Raw genomic sequence first — 21593 nt, 5'->3', positions numbered from 1 at the left:
GCGCCCCCACGCGATGGTTCCCCGACGGGCAGTCGTGCCTTACCCGAAGGCCAGCATCCGCTATGTCGCGCCGTTTTCTCGCACACCCGTTCGCCTCCCGTTCGTCTACCAGCACGCCAGCGCCCGCGCAGTCCGCTGATACCCCGTCCAAGTCGCGTCTGCGCCTGCCCGCGATCGCCGTCGTCGCCGCCGTGCTGGCCGGCACCGTGCTGCCCGCGCAGACGGCGTTCGCCGCCGACACCAGCGCACCGTCCACCCCGGGAAGCGTCTCGGCCAGCTACTTCGGCGGCGTCGGATCGGTCGTCACCTGGGGCAAGGTCTCGGCATCCGACCTCGCCGGCTACCGCGTCTACCGCAGCACCAGCAAGACCGTCACCCCGTCGACCGCCACCCTCGTCGGCACCACGACGACGCTCAAGGCGACCGACGCGACGATCGCGGCCGGCTCCACCGGCTACTACGCGATCACCGCCTACGACAAGACGGGCAATGAGTCGAAGCCGTCGAGCGTCAAGACCATCACCGCGAAGGACACCACGAAGCCGGATGCCCCGGCCAGCGTCAAGACGTCGGTGTCGGCTACCGGCATCGCCCTCGACTGGGGAGACAATGACGAACCGGACCTCAAGGGGTACACGGTGTCACGCTCCACGTCGTCGAGCGGAACCTACAGTGCCCTCAGCGGCGCCCCCATCACCAGCTCGTCGTTCATCGACACGCAGGCCCCCAGCGGCACCAAGTCGTACTACCGGGTGATCGCCGTCGACCTCACCGGCAATGTCTCCTCGACCTCCTCCACCTCGGCGACCCGCCCCGCGGGCGCACCCGCCGCGCCGGCAGCCCCGACGTCCCTCACGGCCAAGGTCACCTCCGGCTCCGCCGTCGCCCTCAGCTGGGGCAGCAGCGCGGGCGCGACCAGCTACGTCGTCTCGCGCGCCACCAGCGCCACTGGACCCTTCGTGCGCGTCAACACCTCGACCCTCACCGGCACCTCCTACACCGACGCGCCCCCCGCTGGCGCGACGGCTTGGTACTCGGTCGTCGCGGTCAACGCCGTCGGCACATCCCCAGCCGCGGCCACCTCGGTCGCCCTGCCCGCCGACACGACCGCCCCGAAGACGCCGACCAGCCCCACCTCCGTCGTGCTCGCCGGTACCGCCGGAATGAAGATCTCGTGGAAGGCCAACACCGAAGCCGACCTCGCCGGTTACATCGTCTACCGTCGCGACGGCAACGACACCTACCAGCAGTACCTCCCCGCCGCCGGCGTCACCGCGCTCACCACGCCGACCTTCACCGACGCCGCCGCCACCGAGGGCACCACCACCTACTACCGGGTGCGCGCCGTCGATACCTCGGGCAACGTCTCGAGCTACGTCGCCATCACCGCCAACAACCGCAACGTCGCCCCCGCCGCCCCGTCGAGCTTCACCGTCAAGCAGAACCCGGCGTCGGGCCTCGACCTCGCCTGGGCGACCCCCAGGGACACGGATGTCGCGGGCTACAGCATTTCGCGCAGCACCACGAGCTCCGGCACCTACGTGCTCCTCGCCACCGTCACCGCCGAAGCCGCGGGCACCCTGCCGAGGTTCACCGACACCAGTGCCCCCAAGGGCGTCACCGTCTACTACCGGGTCACCGCGCAAGACAGGGTCGGCAACGTCTCGAAGGCGTCGAGCACCGTCTCTGGAACGTCGCTCACCGCCCCCACCCCGATCGCCGTCGACTACACGGTGCTCACCGTCGGGGCCGACAAGCAGTTCCCCACCATCCAGGGCGCACTCGCGACCATCCCGAAGAACGCGCTCAAGAACTACCGGATCGACATCGACCCCGGCACCTACAACGAGTCGTTCCGTGTCGACCAGTCCAACGTGATGCTGCACGGGCTGGGCTCCGACCCGTCGCAGGTCGTCATCTCGGCCGCGCAGGCGTCCGGATCATCCGACCCCGACGAGCCGGAAGAGACCCTCGGCACCGCCGGCAGCGCCGTGGTGTTCGTCACCGGTTCCGACGTGACCCTGAACAACCTCACCGTCGTGAACGCCTTCGACGAGGCCGCGAACCCCCAGATCACCAGTGCCCAGGCCGTCGCGCTGCGCGTCGAGGGAGACCGCTTCATCGCCGACACCGTGCGCCTGATCGGTAACCAGGACACCCTCCTCGCCGACACCCCGAAGCCGACCACGCGCATTCGCCAGTACTACGTCAACAGCTACATCGAGGGCGACGTCGACTACGTGTTCGGTGCGGCCACCGCCGTCTTCGACCGCGTGACCTTCCGCTCGCTCGACCGCGGCAAGAGCAACAACGGCTTCCTCACCGCAGCCAGCACCGACACCGGAAGCAAGTACGGCTTTCTGATCACCGACAGCAAGATCACCAGCGACGCCGCAGCCGGCACCATCAACCTCGGTCGCCCGTGGCACCCGAGCGCCGACCCGTCCGCCCTCGGATCCGTCGTCGTCAAGAACACCTGGCTGCCCTCGGCCCTCGACAGCGCCGCCCCGTGGGACGACATGTCGTCGACCAACAGCTCCGGCGTCAAGGTGCCCTTCTCCTGGAAGGACGCGCGCTTCTCCGAGTTCGGCAACTTCGGCCCCGGCGCGACTGTCAACGAGAACCGCCCCCAGCTGAGCGCGAAGGACGCCGCGAACGCGACGTCCGAGAAGTACCTCGCGGGCAAGGACGGCTGGAACCCGATCGTCCCGGTCAGCGCCGCCCTGCCGGCCACCCCCGCCGGAGTGACCGCCGCTGCCGACTCGAGCGTCGTGCACCTCACCTGGAACGACGACACCGCGGCCAGCGTCACCGGCTGGACCGTCTACCGCGCCGACGCCGAGGGAGCGTTCGCCAAGCTCGCGTCGATCGACTCGCCCACCTACAGCGACACCACCGTCACCAACGGCGCGCAGTACCGCTACGTCATCACGGCCGACTCCCGCACCGGTGCCTCCTCAGCACCCAGCGGAGCCGTCTCGGTCACCGTCGAAGCCGCCCCCATCGTCGTCGACATCGTGGTGGATGCCGCGGCAACCCCGAACGGCACGACCGTGTTCTCCACCCTCTCCTCCGCGCTGCTCGCCGCACCGGCTGGCACCGCCACCAACCCCACGGTCATCTCCCTCGCCGCCGGCCGGTACGCGGAGTACACGACCATCGCGAAGGCGTACACCGTCATCGTCGGAGCGACGGGGGCGGCATCCGATGTCGTCATCACCGGCAACCGGGCCGCGGGAACGCCCACCGGCACCACCACCGACGGCGTCGCAGACACCTACGGCACCTCGGGCAGCGCGACTCTCGTGATCACGGCGTCGAACGTGCAGCTGCGAAACCTCACGGTGGAGAACGACTACGTCGAAGGCACCTACGCCAACGGCCAGGCCGTCGCCCTCCGCACCACGGGTGACCGCCTCGTCTACGAGAACGTGCGCCTGCTCGGCAACCAGGACACCCTGTACGCCAACAGCGCGAACACGGCCACCGCCGCGCGCTCGTACTTCCACAACAGCTACATCGAGGGCGACGTCGACTTCATCTTCGGACGCGGCACGGTCGTCATCGACAACAGCACCCTCAAGGCGCTCGACCACGGAACCTCGCCCAACGGCGCAGTGACCGCGGCGAGCACCGACATCGGCCAGAAGTACGGCATCCTGATCACGAACAGCCGCATCATCGGAACAGCTCCCGACGGTTCGCAGAACCTCGGACGCCCGTGGCAGCCCGGCCAACGCCAGGCCGACGGCACCTCCATCGCCGACGTGAACGCGATCGCCCAGGTCGTCGTGCGCAACACCTGGCTCGGCCCCGTGGTCAGCGCGACCGCGTGGACCGACATGGTCAACAGCGGCACCACCACCACGTGGCAGAGCGCCCGCTTCGCCGAATACTCCAACTCCGGCCCCGGTGCGAGCACGGGAGCGAACCGCGCCCAGCTCACCGCCGACCAGGCCACGGAGTACACCTCCGCGACCTACCTCGCTGGAACCGACGGCTGGAACCCCGTGGCCACCGCAACCGCTGACGTCGCCCCCGGCGCCGTCACCGGACTCAGCGCATCGGCCAGCGACAAGCAGGTCGGGCTCTCGTGGAACGACGGAGTCGAGAACGACGTCGTCACCTACCGCGTGTACCGCTCGGCCGGAACCGACGCCGTCACGACCGACGCCCGCCACCTGGTCGCCGAAGTGAGCAAGCCGGTCTACCTCGACAAGGCGCTCAGCAACGGCACGACCTACCACTACCTCGTCGTCGCGGTAGACCGGGCCGGACAGGCATCCGCCGCATCCGCCCAGGTCGACGGCGCCCCGATCATCAAGCCCCTCGTCGCCGACCTCACCGTCGCCGCCGACGGGTCGGGTGACTACACGACCGTGCAGGCGGCCCTCGCGGCCATCCCCGCCGGCACGTCGGCTGCACCCAAGGTGATCCTGGTGAAGCCAGGCGAGTACCGCGAGGTGGTGTCGTCCGCCAAGGCGAACATCGTCATCTCCGGCACCACCGGCAACGCACGCGACGTCGTCATCACCTTCGACAACGCCAACGGCACCCCAAAGGCCACGGACACCTGCCCCGCCGTCGTCGCCGCGACCTGCGGAACCGCCGGCAGCGCCACCGCGACGCTCAGCGGATCGGGTATCGAGGTGCGCGACCTCACGATCGCGAACACCTTCGCCAAGGCCGACCACCCGGAGATCGGCAGCAACAACACGCAGGCCGTCGCCCTCCGCGCGCTCGGTGACCGCCAGGTCTACCGCAACGTGCGACTGCTCGGAACCCAGGACACCCTCAACGCCGACGCGAGCGGAAACATCACCGCGACCGGCTCCGGGTACCCGCGCCAGTACTACGTCGACAGCTACATCCAGGGCAACGTCGACTTCATCTTCGGCCGCGCCTCCGCAGTCTTCGACCGGGTGACCCTGCACGCCACCGCCCACAACGGCGGCACCATCTTCGCGCCGAGCACGGCGAGCAAGAGCCGTGGCTACCTGGTCGTCGACAGCCGCATCACCAGCGACAACGACTCGCCGAGCATGTCGCTCGGTCGCCCGTGGCGCTCGTGGAACGACGGCACCCAGGCCGACATCTCGCGCGGCCAGACCGTCATCCGCAACACCTGGATGAGCGGCGGCATCGCCACGGCCCAGCCCTGGACCGACTTCTCCCCGAACGTCTGGACCGACGGCCGCTTCGTCGAATACAAGAACACCGGACCGGCAGCGACCGTCAACGCGAACCGCCCGCAGCTCACCGACGAGGCAGCCCTCACCCAGACGCCGGCCGACTACCTCGGCGGAACCGACGGCTGGAACCCCATCGCCGACGCCAAGGCAGACACCGCACCCGCGACGCCCGCCGCCGTCACCGCCGGTGCAGGTGCCGGCCAGGTCGCGCTCGACTGGGACGAGAACACCGAGTCCGACGTCACGGAATACAACGTCTACCGCGACGGACAACTCATCGACAGCACCCTCACCTCGTCGTACACCAGCACCGGGCTCACGAACGGCACCCCGTACGTGTTCACCGTGACGGCCGTCGATCGCGCCGGCAACGAGTCCGCGCCGTCGGCACCCGTCACCGCGAGCCCCGCGCTGAAGATCGACGCGACGGTCAGGGCCGATGGCAGCGGAACCTACCCCACCCTGCAGTCTGCGGTGGACGCGGCATCCGGCACCTCAGAATGGGTCATCAGCGTCGAACCAGGCACCTACACCGGGGCGACCACCGTGGCCAAGTCGAGCATCACGATCGTCGGCTCGGGACCAACCGCCGCCGACACCGTGCTCACCAACGCCGCGACGACGGGCACCCTCGTCATCAGCGGGTCGTCGGTGACCGTGCGAAACATCAGCATCGTCAACACCACCGCCGCGGGCAACGCGCCCGCGGTATCGATGACCGGCGACAAGGTGCTGCTCGCGAACACCGCCATCACGAGTGCGGCAGGCCGGGCGATCTTCGCCGACACCTCGACCTACACCGTGTCGGCGCGCCAGATGATCACGGGCTCGACTATTACCGGTGGCAACGACACCGTGCTCGGTCGCGCGAGCCTGGTCATCAACGACTCGACGCTGCGCATCCGCACCAACGGAACCGTGCTGACCCCGAGCACCGCTGAGACCGGCAAGGGATTCCTCGTCATCAACAGCCGCATCGAGACGCCGGGATCGACGAACGTGCAGCTCGGCCGTCCATACCGGGCATGGGCTGACACTTTCACGCCACGGTCGGTCGGCCAGGCCGTCGTGCGCGACACCGTGCTCGACGCGGGCATCAAGACCACACAGCCCTGGGGTACCGGTCCGTCGAGCGAACCGTGGACCCTCGGACGCTTCGCCGAATTCGGCAACAGCGGCGATGGTGCCGGCACAGGCGCGAACCGGCCGCAGCTGGCCCCCGCGGACTCCGTCTCGGTGACCGTCTCGCAGTGGCTCGGCGCAGCGACCTGGTACCCGGCCGTGGCGAACCCCGCCACCCCGTCGGATGTCGCGGCACCCGCTGCCCCGGCCGACCTCGTCGCTACGGCGGGAGACGCATCCGCATCGCTGGCCTGGACGGCATCGACCAGCTCCGACACCACGGGCTACCGGATCTACCGGTCGACCACCTCACCGGTGGCCACCACGGCGTCGAACCTGGTCGGCACGGCTGGAACCTCGCCCGCCTTCGCCGACACCGGGCTCACCAACCGCACCACGTACTACTACGCGGTCGTCGCCGTCGACGGAGTGGGCAACGCGTCCACCCCCGCCACGGCGCAGGTGAAGCCCGTCGACACCGCCCCGCCGGCGGTTCCGACCGGAGTGGTCGCCACCCCGGCCGACAGCAAGGTCATCCTGTCTTGGACCGCGAACACCGACGGCGACCTCGCCGGCTACAACGTGTACCGCGACGACGTCAAGCTGAACACCGTGCTCCTCACGAGTGCCACGTTCACCGAGACCGGACTCGTCAACGACACCGCTTACGCCTACCGCGTGACCGCGGTGGACGAGACCGGCCTCGAATCCGCGGCCTCGGCCGTGGCATCCACCACCCCCAAGGAGGGCGACGCCGTCGCTCCCGCCGTGCCAGCGAAAGTGTCGACCGAGCTCGGCCGCGGATCGATCGCGGTCCGCTGGGCGGCCGTGCCCGACACCGACGTGACCCGCTACGACGTGCTGCGGTCGACCGGTGACGGCGTCGCAACCGTCGTCGGCTCCGTCGGCCCGGCAGCGACCAGCTACACGGACACCACGGTGGCGGTCGGCAGCACCTACACCTACTCGGTGATGGCGATGGATGCGTCGGCGAACGCCTCGGCGGCGTCGGCCGGCGCCACCGCGACCGCAATCACGGTGGACATCGTCGTGGCCGCGGATGGAAGCGGCGACGCGACCAGCCTGCAGGCTGTGCTGGGTGCGACCGACCCGGCGACGGGTTCGCTCGCGAACAACGCCGACTACACGACAACGGGGGGCCGCACCATCCTGGTGAAGCCCGGAACCTACTCTGGCGCATTCCTCTCGGGTAACCGATACGGCGTGAGCATCGTCGGTGCGACCGGCAACCCCGCCGACGTCGTGATCACCGCCCCCGGTGGTGCAGTCGCGACGCTCACCATCTCGGCCCCGCAGTGGACCGTGCGTGCCGTCACGCTGCAGAGCGTCGCGACCGCGGTCGGTGCACAGGCCACCGCGGTGCAGGTCAAGTCGGGCGACAAGATCGTGCTCGACACCGTGCGACTGCTCGGTGACAAGCAGACCCTGCTCGTCTCCACGGCCAACACCACCACCTACAGCCGCGTGTACGTGACCGGGTCGTACATCGAGGGCGGAGCCGACCTGATCCTGGGCCGTGCCGTCACCGTCGTCGACCGCAGCACGATCCACGTGCTCGACCGTCCGGGGGCGTCGCTCACCGACTCCTCCATCGCGGCTGGCTCCGCCTATGGGTTCCTCATCACCGACAGCTCGATCGTCACCGATGGCGCGGCAGGCTCGATCTTCCTCGGTCGGCCGTACTCGACCACGGGCAAGGCGCAGGTCGTCGTGCGGGGCACCGACCTCGGGGGTGCGATCAACACCGCGCAGCCGTGGAAGGACTGGGACGCCGTCACCCCGTGGACCGCGGGTCGGTTCTTCGAGTACCGCAACACCGGTGCCGGCGCGGTCGTCACCGACGCCACGAAGCGTCCGCAGCTCACCGACGCCGACGCGGGTACCTTCACCGCCGCGAAATACCTGGCGGGCGCCGACGGCTGGAACCCGACCGGCCGCTAGCAGCAGCCCGCCGCACCCGCCCACCCCGGCGGATGCGGTTCCCCTCCGGTGGGCCAGCAGCCCGAACTGCTGGCCCACCGCCCTTATCCATCCCCACCCACCTTGGATCCACCATGAACAGGCTTACCCGCTGCCGTCCCCTGCTCCTCCTCACGGTCGCCGCGTCGCTCGCCGTCGCGTTCGCCGTCGGCCTCGCGCCGGCCCACGCCGCGCAGGCCGAGACCCCCGGCGTCGACGCCACCTGCTCGACCCTCTCCGTCAAGCCCAAGGGATTCGCCGCCAAGGGCGAGGTGCGCGTGACCATCGACGGCGAGGTGCAGACCGAAGGCACCGACGACGGCTGGCGCAGCTTCACGGGCAGCTTCACCGGCGTCTACCGCTTCGACCCCGTACTCGAACACGAGTACACCGTCGAGGTCAACTCGTTCGGCGCTGACAGTGCGGGCCGCGACTTCTCCGACGGCGAGGGATACGACGCCAGCTACACCGGGCCGACCACCCCGTGTGCCCCCGTCGAGATCACCGCCTCGGGATCCAACTGCGTCTCCGACACGCGCGTCGACAAGATGACCCTCAACCTCGAAATCTCAGAACTGCGTCGCAGCACGACCTACCTGGTCGAGGTGCTCGCCCACGACGAGGTTGTCACCCACTTCCAGTTCCGCACCGCCCCCGTCGTGCAGAAGACCTTCTCCGGCCTCACCGCGGGCGAGCGCTACGAGGTGCGGGTGACCGACCAGTCCGACGACGCACTGTCGTCGCGCACCTCGGTGCTCATCCCCGGCTGCGCCGCACCCATCGCCCTCGATGCCACCGCCACGTCGTGCGCCACGCCGGGCAGCGCCCCGGCCATCGTCGCCGAACTCTCCGGACTCGTCGACGGCCGCAGCTACGAGGCCCGCCTCACCCCCGGCGACCGCGTGCAGGCCGTCTCGGGCAGTGCGGCCGACTCGACCCTCACCTTCGGCGACCTCGAACCCGGCACCGGCTACGTGGTGACCGTCACCGACGATGCCGCCCCGCGCAGCGTCACCAGCGACCCGATCGACGTGGCCGAGTGCGCGACCGCACCCGTCGAGGGCCCCGGCACATCGACCCCGGGCGCGGGAACCGGCTCCGGCAATGGCAATGGCGCTGGCACCGGCTCGGAAGGCTCGACCCCGCCGGTGGATGCACCCGGCACGGCGTCTCCCGACGCGGAGACCGGTTCGGAGGGCACGCCAGCCGTGACCGCCCCCACCGGAACCGCGGGCGTCCCGGTCGGCGAGCTCACCCCGGTTCTCGCCGACGGAGCCGGACCCGCGTGGGCAGACGCCGCGATCACCGGCGGCACCGACGCCGCGAACAACAGCGGACTTGCCTGGACCGGCGTCTCCGTTGCCGCTCCGGTGCTACTGGGCGGGGGAGCCGCCGCGCTCCTGCTCGGCCTCGTGCTCGTCGCGCTGCACCGCAGGGCGCGCCACACCGCGGGCGAGTAGCCGCGGGTCGCGAAGCCGGCCGCTTCGGCGACGGAATCGCGAGCACTCAGGCCGGGGCGTCGGACCGCTCGACCGGCGCGGCGTCGACGGCACCGTCGGCCCGCTCCGCACCCTCGGCCTGCTCCGCACTGTCGGCCTGCCCGGCACCCTCGGCCCGCTCCCCACCCTCGTCCGTCTCGTCCCGCCCGAGGTACTGCGCCGAGATGACCCGGTACGACCGGGTGAGGAACGCGCACGCCGCCGCGATCATCATGACCACGCCAGAGACGAGGAACACGAGGGCGATGCCGCGAGCCTGCCCGTCGCCCAGCAACCAGCCGAGGCTCGAGCGGCCGGCATCCGAGTTCATGTACGGAATGATCGCGAACTCCGCGATCGGCGCGATGAGGAACGCGGTGATGGGCGCCGCCGCCGACTCGAACGCCGCGGCGAATCCGAACACCCTCCCCTGCGTCTCGAACGGCACGACCTTCTGGATGACCGTCTGCTCGGCGGCCTCCACCGCGGGAATCAGCGCCATGTACAGCCAGATGCCGGCGGCGTACAGCCACCACCACTCGCGAATCGTGAACAGCGCACCGAGCACGCCCATCGCGATGACGATCAGCAGCATCGTGCGGATCGGGTTGCGGCCGAGGCCGAACTTCGCGATCAGCAGGCCACCGATGATGAACCCGGTCGAGGTGACGCCGAGCACGATGCCCCACCACTCCACCGCGAACAGCTCGAGGCCGTACGGGTCCATCAGCGCGACGTAGACGCCGCCGATCAGGTTGTTAAAGGTCGAGAAGACGATCAGCGCGAACAGCCCGGTGGCCGCCCGCACCGCGGTGATGCTCCCGCGCAGGTCGACCAGCGGTCGCCGCTCACCGTCCTGCCGGGGGCGTTCCTCGGGGATGCGCAGGAACAGCAGGTGCACGAGCGCGACGGCCGAGAGCGCGATCGCGATGACGAGCGTCCACCCCATGCCGAGCAACCCGATCGACAGCCCGCTGAACACGCTGGTCACCATGAACGCGAGGCCCTGCACCGTGCCGACCAGCCCGTTGGCATTCGCGTGCCGCTCCACCGGAATGAGCAGCGTGACGGTCGTCGACAGCGCGATGTTGCGCATGTTCTCGACGACCGCGCCGATCAGGATCACCCCGCCGAACACCCAGAACATCGGCCCGCCGATGTCGAGCAGCGTCGATTCGGGAAACGCCAGGTACACGCCGTACCCGATCGCGAACGCCACCAGCGTGAACGCCCCGGCGAAGATCATGACGTGGTGCTTGCGGTGCCGGTCGACGATCGTGCCGAACGCCATCGAGCACAGCGCGAGCAGCAGCATGTACGCACCGCCGATCACGCCGGTCGCGAGCACCGAACGCGTCTCGAGGTACACCCAGAACGTGAGGGCGAACCACAGGTAGCTCGTCGTGACGTTCGCCACGGCGGTGTTCACCAGCACCTGCGCGAAGGTGCGCGAGCCGCCGGGCGGCACGGTGCGGGCGATGGATGCCGCCTCCGCGGGCGTCTGGTTCGCGCTGGTCATGACGTGCACTCCGATCGGCGCTCTCGTCGCCTCGACGCGGTCGCACGCGTTCGCCGGGGTGGACGGCCGGGCGACAGGACGGGACCGATGCGACCCAGTGTAGGGAGGTCCCTCGTACAGGTCGAGGGGTACAGGCCCCCGCCCTCTGGCTCGGCTCGCGCATTGTTGTTCGGCCCGCGCCGCTGGATCACGAGAACGCCGGCCACGCGTATATCCGCGGCCGGTGCGACCGTCTACTCGGCGATGAACGCGAGGATGTCGGCGTCGAGCTGCTTCTGGTACTCGCCGTGGATGCCGTGCGACGCCCCGGGGTACACCGTGAGGGTGCCGTGCTTCACGAGCTTGATCGACTTGAGCGCGGCGGCGCCGATCGGCACGATCTGGTCGTCGTCGCCCTGCGCGATGAAGATGGGCACGTCGAGGGCCTTCAGGTCCTCGGTGAAGTCCGTCTCGGAGAAGGCCTCGATGCAGTCGTAGGCCGCAGCGAGGTTGACCAGCATGCCCTGCCGCCAGAAGTCGTCGCGCATGCCCTCCGACACCGTCGCGCCCTCCCGGTTCGCACCGTAGAACGGAAAGGCGAGGTCTTTCCAGAACTGAGATGCATCCGCGAGCACCCCGGCCCGGATGTCGTCGAACGCGCTGAGAGGCGTGCCCTCGGGGTTGCCCTCCGACTGCACCATGATCGGCGGCACGGCGCCCGCGGTGATCACCTTCGCGACGCGACCCTGTGCGTGCTGTGCGGCGTACCGCACGACCTCGCCCCCGCCGGTGGAGTGGCCGATCACGACGAGGTCCTGCAGGTCGAGGGCGTTCACGAGTTCGGCGACGTCCCGCGCGTAGGTGTCCATGTCGTTGCCGGCGTAGGTCTTCGACGAGCGGCCGTGGCCGCGGCGGTCGTGGGCGATGGCCTGGTAACCGGCATCGGCCAGTAGCTTCACCTCGACCTGCCAGGCGTCCGAGCTGAGGGGCCAGCCGTGGCTGAGCAGCACGGGCTGGCCGTTTCCCTGGGCCGTGTAGTAGATCTCGGTCCCGTCGGACGTGGTGATGTATGGCATGGTTCTACTCCTGTTCTGGTGGTCCATACGAATTACTCAGTGATTCCCGGCGGCGTGGTTGCTTTCGTTCTGGGCCCGTGCGACGCTCGGGGAATGACCTCGTGCCCTACTTCACGGCCCCCCGCGGGCGTGTCGCAACGCAGTCGCGGTGCAGGAACGAGGAACTGCCACTTGTGAACGCTCACCACTCTCTGGGGGAACAGTTACGGTCGCATCGACTTGCGGCGGATCTCACCCTCGAGGGATTGGCAGAGAAATCCGGCATCAGCGCGCGCTCCCTGAGCGATATCGAGCGGGGCGTCAGCCAGGCTCCGCACCGTCGCACGCTCGAGGCGATCGCCGCCGGGCTCGACCTTCCTCCTCCGCAGCGGGAGGCGCTGTTCCGCGAGTCGCGGGCCCGGCGGGCGGTGCCGGCCGAGGGGCAACGGGCGTCCGCCGTCGCTCCGCACCGTGTCGCGGACTTCACGGGGCGGGAACGCGAGGTCGCCGAGATCTCGGCCATGCTCACCGCGGCGCGCAGTACGCCGCCCCCGGCCGCGGTGGTCGTGACCGGCCCTCCCGGCATCGGCAAGACCACCAGCGCCCTCGAGGCCCTCAGCCGGGTTCGCGCCGACGAGCAGCAGATCCTGTTCGTCGACCTCGGGGGCTTCGGACCCCTTCCGCTCACGCCGCTGCAGGTGCTGCGGGCGCTGCTGCGGCAGGTGCCGGGCATCGGTGACCGGGTGCCAAGCAGCCTCGACGAGGCCGTGATGCTGTGGCTCTCCGTCTCGACGGCCAGCCCCGCCGCGGTGCTGCTCGATAACGCCGCGCACGAATCCCAGGTGCGGCCCGTGCTCACCAGGGAGTGCGAGAACAAGACCCTCGTCACCTCACGCCGCAGCCTCGCCGGCCTCGAGGCGGTACGCAGGGTGACCCTCGGCCCCCTCAGCGACGAAGAGAGCGTGCAACTGCTCGCCAAGCTGATCCCCGAGAACCAGCGCGCCGCCGGTGACCTCCGCGAGCTCGCCCAGCTCTCCGACCACGTTCCGCTGGCCATGAGGATCGCGGGCAACCGCATCGCCAGCCAGCCCGCCCTGCAGACGGCGGACTTCATCGCGCGCCTGAGATCGAGCGAGAACCGGCTGCGGCTGCTGGTGGCGGGCGACCTGGCCGTGGAGGCCGCGTTCGCGCTGTCGTACGACGACCTCGAACCCCGCACCGCCGAGCTGTTCCGCGCCATCACGGTGATCGACGGGCCCACCTTCGACGCCAGGATCGCCGCGGCGACCGTGGACCACGACGTGCTCGACGTCGAGTCGAGGCTCGACGAACTCACCGACCTCGGCCTGATCGAGGCGCGTGGCGGCAACAGGTTTCGCATGCACGACCTGGTGCGGCTGTTCGCCGTCACCCGGCGCGACGCGGTCGACGGACCGGCGACGTCACTCGAGCGGCGCGCCCGCCTGCGCGCCTGGCTGCTCGCCGCACTCGAGAGGGCGGGGGCCTGGTACGAACCGGGGCGCACGCCAGACGCCCCGGGCAGTTCGGGTACGGGATTCCCCGACGCCGAGACCGCGGCGGCATGGATCCGCATCGAGGAGAACCACTGGTGGCCGGCGATGCGCGAGGCCGCAGCGGTGGGGGAGCACGGCGTGGTCGTCGACGTCGCCGATGCGCTGCACTGGTTCTCGGAGTTGTGGATGGAGTGGGGCCACTGGCTCGAGCTGTTCACCCTCGCGGCCGAGTCGGCGGGGGCACTCGGCGACAAGAGGCTCGAAGCCATGCACCTGGGGTACACGGTGTGGGCGCACCTGATCGAGACCAAGGACCACGTCGAGGCGCTCGCGGCTGCTCGACTCGCGGTGGCGGCCGCCGAGGAGTCGGGCGACCACCAGCAACGCGGGTGGGCGTTCTTCTACCTGTGCTGGGTGCTGCGCACGGTCGACTTCGAAGAGAGCATCGCGGCCGGTCGCGAGTCGATGGCGCAGTTCCAGCTCGCCCGCGACGATGTCGGCCTCGCGCAGATCAGGGTCAGCATCAGCATCCTGCTCAACCTGCACGGCGATCATTCGCTCGCGGTCCGCGAGCTACGGCGGGTGCTCGACCACGCGAAGTTGACCACCGATGGCACGCCGACGCTCGCGCAGATGATCACGAGGCTGTCGGCGAACCAGGACCTCTCGTCGAGCTATGTCGCGCTCGGGCGGTACGCCGAGGCCATCGACGCCGCGAGCGTCGCCGTCGAGGTCGCGGAGACCTTCGGAACGCCGACCAGGGTGGCCAGGGCGCTGCGCTACCGGGCGACCGCCTACTTCGTGGCGGGCGACGTCGAGGCGGCGAAACGCGACATCGACCGTGCCATCGATGCGCTCGACGAGGGCAAGGTCATCGAGTACTTCATCGCCGAGCGCGAGGAACTCGAGGAGCTCCGCCGCACCCTGCCGGAATAACCGACAGCACTACCCGAAAAGCACCACCCGGCAGCACTACCCGGCGAGCGCGGCCAAGGCGGCCAGCATCGCGGCGATGGCACGGTCCTGCCGGTCAGTCGCCACGAACTCGCCGTCGACGATGCTCTCCGCGACCCAGGCGAGCTCGACGTTCGCCGGAAGCAGGCGGGCCCCGAGGTTCACCAGCACCGGCTGCAGCGCGACGACGGCGCGGCTGCCCGCCGAGATGCCGCCGTAGCTGACCATGCCGATGGGCTTGCCGGCCCACTCGCCGTGCAGGTAGTCGATCGCGTTCTTGAGCGGTGCGGTGAAGCTGTGGTTGTACTCGGGCATCACGAGCACGATGGCGTCGGCCGCCTCCACCGTCGCACTCCATTGCCACGTGGTCTGCCTGGTGTAGTCCTTGAGTCGTGGATGCTTCGGCTCGTCCATCATCGGCAGGTCGAGCTCCCGCAGGTCGACGATGCGCGCCTCGAGCCCCGCGGAGGCGGCGACCCGCGCCTCGACCCACCGCCCCACGGCCCCGCCGACGCGCACGCTGCGGGTGCTGGCGATGATGATGAGCACGTCGGTCATGGTCGGATCGCCTTCGTGGGCAGGGAGTCCCAGCGCGCCCAATCCTCGCCGATATCGGTCGCGGTGCGCAGCAGCTGGGGCAGGTACTCGTCGACGAGTGTCTCGAGGCTGGTTTCGAACGCGTGGGTGTTGACGTTGACCGCGGCCACCACGGTGCCGTCCGCGCCGCGCACGGGGGCGGCGACCGAGCGGATCGACGGGGCGAGCTGCTGGTCGGTCATCGCCCAGCCGCGCTCGCGCACCTCCCGCAGCGTCTCGTCGATCTCCGCCCGGTCGGGCGACCACACTGCGCGGGCCACCGACCGGGATTCCGTCGCGAGCACGGCGTCGAGCTCGTCTGCGGTGAGCGCGGCGAGCAGCACCTTGCCGAGCGATGTCGCGACGGCGGGAAAGCGGGTGCCGATCGAGACCGAGAACGCGACGAGCTTGGGCACCGCGACCCGCGCGACGTAGACGATGTCCGAACCGTCGAGCTGCGCGATCGAGCACGACTCGCCGACCCGCTCGCTGAGGTCCTGCAGGTGCGGTTGCGAGAGCTCCCAGATGTTGCTCGACGCGATGTAGGCCATACCCAGTTCGAGCACCCGCGGGGTCAGGGTGAACCCGCCGTCGTCGGCGCGCACGTAACCGAGTTCGGTGAACGTGATCAGGATGCGCCTGGCCGTCGGGCGGGCGAGGCTGGATGCCGCGGCGACCTCGGACAGCGTCATCCGCGGCTTTCCGGGGCCGAAGGCCTTGAGCACATCCACCCCGCGGGCGATCGCCTCGATGAAGTCGGGATTCTCGATCTCGCGCACCTTCACCACCGTCCGGCCAGTCTCGGAATGCCGTGCCCAGCCTAGCCACCGCAATTCGCTGTGGATTTCGCCACCCATGCATCTGCCTGGTTGACGCGGCTGCTCTTTTGTCGTTCACTATAGGCACCTGTCCGCACAGCGGACAACCCTCCGAAAACGAAACGGCTCTCCATGTCGACGACGACACCGCAGGCGTCACCCACCCGCGACGGCACCGGGCACCGCGCCGACGCGGGCACCGAGCCCGGCAGCACGGCCGGCACGGAGCCCGCAGCCGGCCCCCTCGACGGGCTCCTCGTGGCCGATTTCTCCCGCGTTCTGGCCGGCCCGTACTCCACCCAGATCATGGGAGACCTCGGCGCCACCATCGTCAAGGTCGAGGGACCGGGCGGCGACGAGACCCGCCAGTGGCTGCCCCCGGAACGCGACGGCATCTCGACCTACTACATCGGCGTCAACCGCAACAAGAAGAGCGTGACCCTCGACTTTCGCGACGCCGACGACCGCCTGCTGGCCCAGGAGCTCGCCCGCCGGGCCGACATCGTGATCGAGAACTTCAAGCCGGGCGGGCTCGCCAAGTTCGGCCTCGACTACGCGTCGGTCAGCGCGGCGAACCCCGCCGTCATCTACGCGTCGATCAGCGGGTTCGGGTCCGACGGCGGGGCCGGTCTTCCCGGCTACGACCTCATCGTGCAGGCCGCGTCCGGGCTCATGAGCCTCACCGGCGACGCCGATGGCACGCCGTTCCGCAGCGGGGTGTCGGTGTTCGACATCATGACCGGAATGCAGGCGACCGTCGGTATCCTCGCCGCCCTCAACCACCGCACCCGCACCGGGGCCGGCCAGCACGTCGAGGTCAACCTGCTGTCGACCGCGCTCTCGGCGATGGCCAACCACTCGTCGACCTACGTCGCGGGCGGAAAGGTACCGTCGCGCATGGGCAACGCGCACCCCAGCCTGTTCCCCTACGAGCCGCTGCCGACCAGTGACGGCGACCTCGTGGTCGTGGCCGCGAACGACCCGCAGTTCGCGAAGCTGGCAGCGGCGCTCGGGCATCCGGAATGGACCACCGACGACCGGTTCGCCCGCACCGTCGACCGCAACACCAACCGCGCGGCACTGCGGCCTCTCATCGTCGATGCGCTGTCGACGAAGACCACGGCCGAATGGTTCGACGAGCTCACCCGCGCCGGCGTCGCCTGCGGCCCGATCAACACCATCGACGGGGGAGTGGCGCTCGCCGAGAGCCTGGGCCTCCGGCCCGTCGTGCAGGTCGGCGAGGGCGACGCCGCCGTTCCCATGGTGCGCAACGCCATCGACTTCTCTCTCACCCCGGCCAGGTACGACTCCCCGCCGCCGGCCCTCGGCCACGACAGCACCGCCATCCGCGACTGGCTCGCCAGCGACCCCGACGACGAAAGCCACCGACTGCCATGACCCAGCCGACCGCCGCCCAGCCCCCAGCGCCCCAGCCCGCCACGCCGCAGTACCCGACCGGCATCGGCACGAGCGACTCCGACTCGATCTCCCTCCTCGGACACGACCTCGCGAACGACCTGCTCGGAACGGTGTCGTTCGGCGAGCTCGCGTTCTGGCTCGCCGCGAAGCGTCGGCCGACCCCCCAGCAGCTGCGGGTGTTCGAGGCCGTGCTCGTCTCGCTCGCCGACCACGGGTTCACCCCGACCGCCATCGCCGCACGCATGACCTACTACTCCGCGCCCGACTCGCTGCAGGGGGCGATCGCGGCCGGGCTCCTCGGCGGCGGCTCGCGCTTTCTCGGCGTCACCGAAGACACCGGAAAGTACCTGCACGAGGCGCTCGACGGCCTCGGCGACACCACGGCATTCACCGACGATGACTGGGATGCCACGGCGGCGGCCCTCCTCGTCGACGGAAAGTCGCGTGGCCTCCGGGTTCCGGGGCTCGGGCACCCCGTGCACAAGGTGCGCGATCCCCGCACCGACGTGATCATCCGCATCGCGGACGACGAGGGGGTGCGCGGCCCGCACCTGCGCCTGTTCGAGGCCATCGGGCGGGTGAACGAATCCGTGCTGGGCAAGAAGCTGCCGCTCAACGGTGCCGGTGTCGCCGGGGCCGCGCTCGCCGACCTCGGCCTGCCCATCGACCTGCTGCGCGGGTTCGCGCTGCTCGCCCGCACCGCGGGCATCATCGGCCACCTCGCCGAGGAACGCGAGAACCCGATCGCGCCCGACATCTACCACTCGGTCGACCGCAACGCGGTCTACCGACCGCCGACCGACTGACACGCTGCCGACCGACCGACCACCCGCACGAACCCACGCTCGAACCCACCCCCGCACGAACCAGAACGTCTCGCAGTCCTCGAAGGAGAGAACATGGCAACACTGAGCGCGGTGCTCGCAACCACCCACCACCCGTTCTACCTCAAGGCCACCACGGCGCCGCCCGAGGAGCGCATGCCGCAGGCCGACGAGTGGAAGCGCAAGGTCGAGGCATACCGCGAGACCCTCACCGCGGCGAAGCCCGACGTGCTCGTCATGGTCGGGGCCGACCACTTCCACCAGTTCTTCTCCGACAACTACCCGACGTTCCTCATCGGCAAGCAGCCGCAGTACGACGCCACGTTCTACAACGAGACCCGCGAGTTCGGCATCCCGCCCTACCTGCTCGAGGGCCACGAGGAGCTCTCCGGCTACATGCTGCAGGGGCTGATGGATCGCGGCTTCGACTTCTCGGTCAGCCACGAACTCAAGATCGACCACTCGATCATCTGCCCCATCATCACCACGCGCCCCGACGCCGACCTGCCGATCGTTCCGATCTACACCAACATCTTCGCGCCGCCGCTGCCGAGCCCGAAGCGGTTCTGGGATCTGGGTCGCGCCATCCGCTCGGTCATCGACGAGTGGCCGGGCGAGCAGCGCGTCGCCGCGGTCAGCAGCGGGCACCTCTCGCTCGAGCTCGGTGGGCCCCGCCAGTTCGGCGAGACGGGCCCCGACCCGGTGTTCGACCGGCAGGCCATCGAATGGCTGCGCACCGGCGACATCGACGCGATCCTCGCCAACGTCACGCACGAGAGCATGACCGCCAGCGGCAACGCCACGCACGGGTTCATGGACCTCATCCTCATGATGGGCATCGCCGGCCCCATCGAGGCGAGCTACGTCGACAGCCTCGACCTGTTCCACACCATGGAGGCCTACGTCACCTGGTACCCGGAGGGAGCACCGGAATGAGCAAGTACTACGTCAACAAGTTCCTCTACCAGGTCGACGGCGACCCCGAGCTGCTCGCCGCGTACAAGGCAGACCCCGCGGCACTCCTCGAGCGATGGGAGCTCGAGCGCGGCCAGTGGCTCAACCGCAGCGAGAGAACCACCTGGCTGTCGTTCACCGACCGCGAGCGCGAGGCGCTCATCGCCCATGACTACGTGACCCTGTTCGAGCTCGGGGCGCACTTCTTCCTGTCGCTCACCATCTTCATCGCCATCTACGACGAGGACTACGCGTCCGAGTTCGGCCCGCTGTCGTTCCAGCGCGAATACGGGGCCAACCTGGCGCGATGGATGGGCACGGACTACCCGAGCGTCGCGCTGTAACCCCCACCCCCAGCATCCACACCCCGAAGCACCCCGGCAAAGGAGCCACCATGACCATCCCCGCACCCGCACTTCCCGAGCAGGCACCGCCGTCGACGGCGTTCCGCAATGCCACGATCCTGACGATGGATGCGTCGCGCCGCGTACTCCACGGGGCCGACCTGCTCGTGGTCGGCGACAGCATCGCCGCGATCGGCGTCGGCCTCGAGGTGCCGCCAGGCACCTTCGAGATCGACGCGGCACGCGGCATCCTCATGCCTGGGATGATCGACACCCACCGCCACATGTGGCAGACCGCGATGCGCGGGTACGGTGCCGACTGGACCCTCACCCAGTACTTCGTCTGGTACTACCTCGAGCACGGCAAGCAGTTCCGCCCGCAGGACGTCTACGCCGGAAACCTGCTGTCGTCGCTCGACGCGATCGACGCTGGAATCACCACCACCGTCGACTGGTCGCACGGGCTGCGCACCTCCGAGCACGCCGAGGCGGCGCTCGCAGCCCTCGAGGAGGCGCCCGGCCGCTCGGTGCTCGCCTACGGCAACATCTTCGCCGGCCCCTGGGAGTGGGCGGACTCCGAGGAGTTCAAGAACTTCGCGACGGCACGCGACCGGTCGTCCGAAACCCTCGGATTCCAGATGGCGTTCGACGTGACGGGCGACCCGGCCTTTCCCGAGCGCCGCGCATTCGAGGTGGCGCGCGACCTCGACCTCGCGGTCACCACGCACGCGGGCGTGTGGGGGGCGACCAACGACGACGGCATCCGCCTGATGTACGAGAACGGGTTCATGCGCGACGACACCGTCTACGTGCACGCGGCCACCCTCAGCCACGACTCCTACCAGCGCATCGCGGCGACCGGCGGCTCGGTGTCGCTGTCGACCGAGAGCGAGCAGAGCTGTGGCCAGGGCTACCCGCCGTCGTGGGTGCTGCGCGAGCACGGCATCCCCGTCTCGCTGTCGGTCGACACCAGCGTGTGGTTCAGCAGCGACCTGTTCGCCGCGATGCGCGCGACCCTCGGCGCCGACCGGTCGATCGAGCACATGAAGGCGCACGAGGTCGGGGACACCGTCACGCACTCACACCTGCGCTCGGAGCACGTCGTCGACTGGGCGACCCGGGGTGGAGCGGATGCCGTCGGCGCCAGCGACCGCGTCGGCAGCCTCGAGGTCGGCAAGAAGGCCGACGTGGTGCTGGTCAAGAACGACGCGTCGCCGTCGATGTTCCCGCTGGTGAACCCCTACGGGCACATCGCCCTGCAGGCGAACCGCGCCGAGGTGCATACGGTGCTCGTGAACGGCCGCATCGCCAAGTACGACAACGAGCTCGTCGGCACGCAGATCCACGCCGCCCGCAAGGCCGTCGAAGACACCGTCACGCACCTGCAGTCGGTGCTCGGCGAGGAGGTCTGGAACGCCGGAATGAACCCCGACATCCCCGCCACCAAGATCCTCGACAACCCGTACCAGTACACCGACTACCGCACGAGTTCGACGCACGTGGCAACGGAGGTATGACCGGGCGCGTGATGGCGTCCGGCGGCAGGAGTTAGGACTTCTGGCCCTAGAGCTGGCTGCTTCGGCCCGAGCACACTCGAGGGGATCGACCCCCCAGACAGTGTCCGCTCCAGGCCCGAGGAAGGCAGACCCATGGACTCCCCGAAACGCACCCGCTGGATCATCGCCGCCACGCTGGCGGCCACCGCGCTCACCCTCGGTATGGGAACGGCGGCCGTCGCGGCGAGCGCGGCGAGCGCGGCCGTCGCGGCGAGCGCGGCGAGCGCGGCGAGCGCGGCGAGCGTCGCACCCCCCGGCTCTTATTCCCATCCGACGCTGCCCACGAAGAGGGTGGGGGAGAGCCTGGTG

At 69.7% G+C, this 21593-nt stretch carries 13 protein-coding genes; 9 read left to right on the top strand and 4 right to left on the bottom strand.

All coding sequences use genetic code 11. The annotated features are described in order from the left end of the window. Positions 1-62 precede the first annotated feature (62 nt). Both G5S38_RS08125 and G5S38_RS08120 read left to right on the top strand, forming a co-directional pair. A complete protein-coding gene (locus G5S38_RS08125; protein ID WP_165067059.1) occupies positions 63-8276 on the top strand; it encodes a pectinesterase family protein in 8214 nt (2737 codons plus the stop codon). A gap of 113 nt (positions 8277-8389) precedes the next feature. Then, positions 8390-9754, top strand: coding sequence for a hypothetical protein (locus G5S38_RS08120; protein ID WP_165067056.1), 1365 nt, complete (start codon positions 8390-8392; stop codon positions 9752-9754). Between the two features lie 46 nt (positions 9755-9800). Here the strand turns inward: G5S38_RS08120 and G5S38_RS08115 are convergent, their stop codons facing one another. Together G5S38_RS08115 and G5S38_RS08110 are read right to left on the bottom strand one after the other, a co-directional pair. Next, entirely contained in the window at positions 9801-11291 is a 1491-nt protein-coding gene (locus G5S38_RS08115; RefSeq protein WP_165067053.1) for an MFS transporter, read from the bottom strand. A gap of 233 nt (positions 11292-11524) precedes the next feature. Then, on the bottom strand, positions 11525-12346 hold the full coding sequence (locus tag G5S38_RS08110) for an alpha/beta fold hydrolase (protein ID WP_165067050.1): 822 nt from the start codon (positions 12344-12346) through the stop codon (positions 11525-11527). Between G5S38_RS08110 and G5S38_RS08105 the strand changes: the two genes are divergently transcribed. Continuing rightward, positions 12340-14775 carry a helix-turn-helix domain-containing protein gene (locus G5S38_RS08105; RefSeq protein ID WP_268921056.1) on the top strand — a complete coding sequence of 812 codons (2436 nt, stop codon included), beginning with the start codon at positions 12340-12342 and terminating at the stop codon, positions 14773-14775. The two genes, G5S38_RS08110 and G5S38_RS08105, sit on opposite strands and share 7 nt — an antisense overlap. A 36-nt stretch (positions 14776-14811) precedes the next feature. Here the strand turns inward: G5S38_RS08105 and G5S38_RS08100 are convergent, their stop codons facing one another. Beyond that, the gene (locus G5S38_RS08100) at positions 14812-15351 is read right to left on the bottom strand and encodes an NADPH-dependent FMN reductase (protein ID WP_165067043.1); all 540 of its coding nucleotides are present in this window, start codon (positions 15349-15351) and stop codon (positions 14812-14814) included. After that, positions 15348-16157, bottom strand: a complete 810-nt coding sequence (locus G5S38_RS08095) for an IclR family transcriptional regulator domain-containing protein (RefSeq protein WP_201276624.1) — start codon at positions 16155-16157, stop codon at positions 15348-15350. The genes G5S38_RS08100 and G5S38_RS08095 overlap by 4 nt, the downstream gene beginning before the upstream one ends. Positions 16158-16319: 162 nt before the next feature. Between G5S38_RS08095 and G5S38_RS08090 the strand changes: the two genes are divergently transcribed. The 6 genes from G5S38_RS08090 to G5S38_RS08065 all read left to right on the top strand — a co-directional run. Next, positions 16320-17585: a CaiB/BaiF CoA transferase family protein gene (locus G5S38_RS08090; RefSeq protein WP_165067037.1), complete on the top strand. Its 1266-nt coding sequence runs from the start codon at positions 16320-16322 to the stop codon at positions 17583-17585. Continuing rightward, complete coding sequence (locus tag G5S38_RS08085) at positions 17582-18412, top strand: citryl-CoA lyase (protein ID WP_165067034.1); 831 nt, start codon at positions 17582-17584, stop codon at positions 18410-18412. Before G5S38_RS08090 ends, G5S38_RS08085 begins: the two co-directional genes overlap by 4 nt. A gap of 93 nt (positions 18413-18505) precedes the next feature. Continuing rightward, entirely contained in the window at positions 18506-19366 is an 861-nt protein-coding gene (locus tag G5S38_RS08080; RefSeq protein WP_165067031.1) for a DODA-type extradiol aromatic ring-opening family dioxygenase, read from the top strand. Continuing rightward, on the top strand, positions 19363-19728 hold the full coding sequence (locus G5S38_RS08075; RefSeq protein WP_165067028.1) for a hypothetical protein: 366 nt from the start codon (positions 19363-19365) through the stop codon (positions 19726-19728). Before G5S38_RS08080 ends, G5S38_RS08075 begins: the two co-directional genes overlap by 4 nt. Positions 19729-19778: 50 nt before the next feature. Beyond that, entirely contained in the window at positions 19779-21245 is a 1467-nt protein-coding gene (locus G5S38_RS08070; RefSeq protein WP_165067024.1) for an amidohydrolase family protein, read from the top strand. A gap of 132 nt (positions 21246-21377) precedes the next feature. Continuing rightward, positions 21378-21593 (top strand): hypothetical protein (locus G5S38_RS08065; protein ID WP_201276623.1); only part of this gene is annotated, 216 nt, incomplete at its 3' end.

The organism is Marisediminicola senii (assembly GCF_011057645.1).
Classification (GTDB): domain Bacteria; phylum Actinomycetota; class Actinomycetes; order Actinomycetales; family Microbacteriaceae; genus Marisediminicola; species Marisediminicola senii.
Note: the sequence above shows the minus strand (reverse complement) of the source record. Positions and strands in the feature narration are given on the sequence as shown.

Coding starts and splice junctions, on each gene's coding strand:
- G5S38_RS08105 (WP_268921056.1), top strand. CDS start 12,340: ATGGCATGGTTCTACTCCTGTTCTGGTGGTCCATACGAATTACTCAGT.
- G5S38_RS08070 (WP_165067024.1), top strand. CDS start 19,779: ATGACCATCCCCGCACCCGCACTTCCCGAGCAGGCACCGCCGTCGACG.
- G5S38_RS08110 (WP_165067050.1), bottom strand. CDS start 12,346: ATGCCATACATCACCACGTCCGACGGGACCGAGATCTACTACACGGCC.
- G5S38_RS08085 (WP_165067034.1), top strand. CDS start 17,582: ATGACCCAGCCGACCGCCGCCCAGCCCCCAGCGCCCCAGCCCGCCACG.
- G5S38_RS08080 (WP_165067031.1), top strand. CDS start 18,506: ATGGCAACACTGAGCGCGGTGCTCGCAACCACCCACCACCCGTTCTAC.
- G5S38_RS08120 (WP_165067056.1), top strand. CDS start 8,390: ATGAACAGGCTTACCCGCTGCCGTCCCCTGCTCCTCCTCACGGTCGCC.
- G5S38_RS08125 (WP_165067059.1), top strand. CDS start 63: ATGTCGCGCCGTTTTCTCGCACACCCGTTCGCCTCCCGTTCGTCTACC.
- G5S38_RS08115 (WP_165067053.1), bottom strand. CDS start 11,291: ATGACCAGCGCGAACCAGACGCCCGCGGAGGCGGCATCCATCGCCCGC.
- G5S38_RS08075 (WP_165067028.1), top strand. CDS start 19,363: ATGAGCAAGTACTACGTCAACAAGTTCCTCTACCAGGTCGACGGCGAC.
- G5S38_RS08090 (WP_165067037.1), top strand. CDS start 16,320: ATGTCGACGACGACACCGCAGGCGTCACCCACCCGCGACGGCACCGGG.
- G5S38_RS08100 (WP_165067043.1), bottom strand. CDS start 15,351: ATGACCGACGTGCTCATCATCATCGCCAGCACCCGCAGCGTGCGCGTC.